The sequence below is a fragment of the Microbispora hainanensis genome (assembly GCF_006874475.1).
GTDB classification, from domain to species: domain Bacteria; phylum Actinomycetota; class Actinomycetes; order Streptosporangiales; family Streptosporangiaceae; genus Microbispora; species Microbispora hainanensis.
Genome location: NZ_VIRM01000109.1, coordinates 1 through 3766, shown reverse-complemented (window position 1 = coordinate 3766; position 3766 = coordinate 1). Strand labels below are relative to the sequence as shown.

5 protein-coding genes are annotated in these 3766 nt (G+C 67.6%); 3 read left to right on the top strand and 2 right to left on the bottom strand.

All coding sequences use genetic code 11. The features are described from left to right. The first annotated feature begins 75 nt into the window (after window positions 1-75). Window positions 76-1395 (top strand): replication initiator, encoded by a 1320-nt coding sequence (locus FLX08_RS39585; protein ID WP_142625387.1) that lies wholly within the window; start codon window positions 76-78, stop codon window positions 1393-1395. A gap of 296 nt (window positions 1396-1691) precedes the next feature. On the opposite strand, the gene FLX08_RS39580 is transcribed toward FLX08_RS39585, so the two are convergent. Together FLX08_RS39580 and FLX08_RS39575 are read right to left on the bottom strand one after the other, a co-directional pair. After that, the gene (locus tag FLX08_RS39580) at window positions 1692-2240 is read right to left on the bottom strand and encodes an Ig-like domain-containing domain (RefSeq protein WP_142625386.1); all 549 of its coding nucleotides are present in this window, start codon (window positions 2238-2240) and stop codon (window positions 1692-1694) included. A 204-nt stretch (window positions 2241-2444) separates the two neighbouring features. Next, window positions 2445-2714, bottom strand: coding sequence for a GntR family transcriptional regulator (locus FLX08_RS39575; protein WP_076437814.1), 270 nt, complete (start codon window positions 2712-2714; stop codon window positions 2445-2447). Window positions 2715-2845: 131 nt separating this feature from the next. Between FLX08_RS39575 and FLX08_RS39570 the strand changes: the two genes are divergently transcribed. Then, window positions 2846-3187 carry a hypothetical protein gene (locus FLX08_RS39570; protein ID WP_142625385.1) on the top strand — a complete coding sequence of 114 codons (342 nt, stop codon included), beginning with the start codon at window positions 2846-2848 and terminating at the stop codon, window positions 3185-3187. 13 nt (window positions 3188-3200) lie between these two features. After that, window positions 3201-3500 carry a hypothetical protein gene (locus FLX08_RS39565; RefSeq protein ID WP_142625384.1) on the top strand — a complete coding sequence of 100 codons (300 nt, stop codon included), beginning with the start codon at window positions 3201-3203 and terminating at the stop codon, window positions 3498-3500. The last annotated feature ends 266 nt before the right edge of the window (window positions 3501-3766 follow it).

The following is a 3766-nucleotide window of genomic DNA, read 5'->3' as shown; positions in this document are numbered from 1 at the left end:
GCTGGCCGCCATCCACGGTGCCGAGTACGTCGGCGACGCGCACGACACCGCCTCCGACAGCGGGAGGGACGCCGCGTGAGCGAACTCCCTCCCCTCTCCCCTGATGTCCTCGCCGCTGCCCAACGCGCCGCCATGCCGGACTTCGCCCGGTGGCAGGAGATGGTGCGCGCGACGGGCGGCTGCGCCCAGCCGATCAGGCTCCAGGGACGCCGGATCACCTTCGATGCCGGGCTGGAGGTGCTGGACGTCTACCGGACGGCCGACGAGCCGACCGGCTACCTGCTGACCGCGTGCGGCAACCGGCGCGCGTCCCGGTGCCCGGCCTGCTCGGAGGTCTACCGGGACGACACCTATCACTTGATCCTGTCCGGCCTGCGCGGCGGCAAGGGCGTCCCCGAGGACGTCAGCGCCCATCCTCGCGTGTTCGCCACGTTCACCGCCCCCTCGTTCGGTGCGGTCCACGCGCGCCGGGTGAAGGGTGACAAGGTGCTGCCGTGCCGTCCTCGGCGGGACAACCCGGTGTGCGAGCACGGCAGGCCGGAAGGCTGCGGGGTCCGGCATGCCGACGATGACCCCCAGGTCGGGCAGCCGATCTGCGTGGACTGCTACGACTACCGGGGCGCGGTCCTGTGGAACGCGCACGCGGGCGAGCTGTGGCGGCGCTTCACTCAAGCTCTGCCCGCGACGTTCGCCCGGCACCTCGGCGTCTCGCGGGCCGAGCTTCGTCGGCGGCTGCGGCTGTCGTACGCAAAGGTGGCCGAGTATCAGGCGCGGGGCCTGGTCCACTTCCACGCGGTGATCCGTCTCGACGGACCGGACGGTCCGTCCGATCGTCCGCCGGACTGGGCGACCGTGCCCGTGCTCCAGGAGGCGATTCGGGAAACCGCGGCTGCGGTCTCGGTTCCCGTGCCGGACGATGACCCGTCGTTCGTCGGCCGGTGGGGAACGCAACTGGACGTGGACCCCATCTACGTCGCGACGGGGTTGGAGGGCATCGCCGATCAGCGGGTGGCGGCCTACATCGCCAAGTACGCCACCAAGGGGGCCGAGTCAGCCGGGACCGTAGACCGGCCCATCCGAGAGGTCGCCGACGTCCCACGGCTCGACGTGACCGAGCATGCCCGGCGCATGATCTACACCTGCTTCGCCCTGGCGAACGATCCGGCCTACCGGCTGATCCCGCTGCGGCAGTGGGCGCACATGCTCGGCTACCGGGGCCACTTCTCCACAAAGAGCCGCCACTACTCGACCACGCTCGGCGCGCTGCGGCGGGTGCGCGCCGATCACCAGGCCGAGCGGGCGCGGGAACGGCGCGGCCTGGCTCCTCGTGACGAGCGGGAGACGGTGACGGTCGGTCAGTGGCGTTTCGCCGGAAGCGGTTACCGGCACGGTTAACATCTGTGGGCCGAGCTGATCCGGCAACACATCGCCACCGCTCGCCGGATCGCTCGTGAGCGGGGAGAGTCGGCCTGACCGTGCCGGATGTGAGGCGGGAGTGGTGCGGCCGGCGCAATGCCGTAGGCACCCGGAGGGCCGCGGAGCGGTTGGGCCGACCGCACCGTGTCGAAATCTGTCGTTAGTCGGCGTAGTCCTCGCTGCCCGCCAGACGTCGACCTGCAGCGGCAAGGTGATCACGTGTCACGCAGGCGGATCGGTGGGTCTGCTGTCGGTGGCCGGGTGGGGTCCGGGGTCTATGTCGTCCCACCCGTAGTGAACGACCAGACGCACGGGACGACCATCTCGTTGCCGGCCGCGTCCCGGGCGCCGGAGACTTCCGCGGTGTACTGAGTGTTGACGGCAAGAGGTTCATCCGGATCGTAGGTCAATATGTCGTCGTTTTGCGCGGTCGAAGTTCCAGGCACCGTCGTGCCGTCTGGGCCCTTCAGGCGGAACTGCCCGCCGCTCACAGGTTTGCTGAACACCGCCCACGCGCCCTCGTCTATGGACACCCCCGTTTCTCCGGGCTCCGGGCCGGTTGCCACCACCGTCGGCGGCTGGGTGTCCGACAACTCGGACGGATCAGGTTCGTCCTCTGGTAGGGCTCTGGCTAGCAGGTCGTCGCTGTCGACGGTGAAGGTGGCGTCGGTGTTCTCCCTCAGCTCCTGGAGCTTCTCCCAGGACACTGTCTCGGTCTGCGGCAAATCCGGATAGACGCGGGAGCGCTCGGGGTCGTTCTTCAGGTCCTCCCACTCCTGTGGGGTCTGCGGATCCGGCTCGTTGGGGTAGGAGAATCTGATCACGTTGGTGTCCTAAAGAGCAGGTTCGCATTCTGGCTCGTGGCGGGCATGTTGCGGTCGTGGGTACCTCTTAAGGCGGTGGTCTCACGGGGTGCCGCGGCGGTGAGCTACTGCCCTCGGCTCGTCGGCTCTACGCTGGGTGCGCCTTCCATCGTCTCGCTGACAACCGATAGAAGGCTGAAGGCCCCCGGAATCGTTCGGGGGCCTTCACTCGTCTTCGGTGTCTCTCCTGGGCGGGCCGCCGGTCTCGGGGTCGGCGACGAAGGTGCCCTTGCCGAGCACGGTGTAGACGTCTCCGGCTTTGAGCAGTTCGTTGATGACGCGGCGTGCGGTGCCCTTGGCGATGCCGAACTCTTCGGCCATGCGGGGTTCACCAGGGATGGGGTGACCCACCTGGTATTCGCCCGTCCGGATACGGCGTCGTATCTCTTCGAGGACGGCTTCCCATTTGAGCTGGTCAGGCCGGAACTCGATCACGGGCTCAAGAGTAGGAACGAAAGCGTTCCATGTCGTTACCACAGGTACCTAGAGGTACCTATAAGAAGGACTAGGAAGGAGTAGGAAGGTTGGCGTACGCTCAACCCGTCAGCGAGACAGATGGGAGAGACATGCGTCAGATCACGAACGGCAACCGAACCGTCAACCAGCAGGCGGGCATCCTGGCCGCCCTCGGCGACCTGCTCCGGTCCCAAGGGGTCCGTACGCGGTTCATCAGCCACATCACCCTGCGGATGACCGGGTTCCCGACGCAGGAGAAAGCGGGCGCGGAGCTGGACGTCTACGGCTTCGGCGGACAGGTCGCGACGGTCACCATCGATCAGGAGAACAAGCCGCGCCGCTTTCTGATCAAGCTGCCGAAGTCCGGGACCGTGGTTCCGCTGCCCTCGGTTGACCAACCGCAGTCTGCCGTGCGGTGGATCGTCGGCTGGGCTAACGGCGGGTCACAGTAAGGCGGCGGCTCTGATGGCGGTCACCTTCCTGGACCCGGACGAATGCCTGAGCCCGCACTGGGAGATGCGCCAAAAAGATCACGTAGAACTCGTCTGGCATAAGCCGTTCGAGGGGGTCGGGCGCGTGCGGGCTCTCGCCTGGACCTGCGACTGCCGGGCCGTCGTCTACGAGCTGCTCCAGGCCGGCGGGCAGGCGTTCATCCGCAAGACCACGCAGGCCGAATTGTCGCCGAAGGTCAGAGAAACACACCGCTGGCCCATCGAGGAGGCGCGCAGGGTGTGGCGTGCCCTGCTGCTCGGCGAGATGCGATAGACGGTCCAGCGCCCACGCGGCCCCGCTCACACGGGCGGGGCCGCACCTGTATCTACGACCCGCGCCACTCCTCCCCCGCCCCCGATAGCTGCCGACATCAGTGGCCCGACCGAGGTGTCAATGCCGTCTTCGCGTGTCCGTCCACCAACGACGTACACCGCAACTCCGCACCCAACCAGCACAGACGGCGTTGACACCGACCAAGGGCCACGAACAATCGAGCAGCGGGGGCGGGGTCATGGCCTATCAGAGGACCATTGGTACGG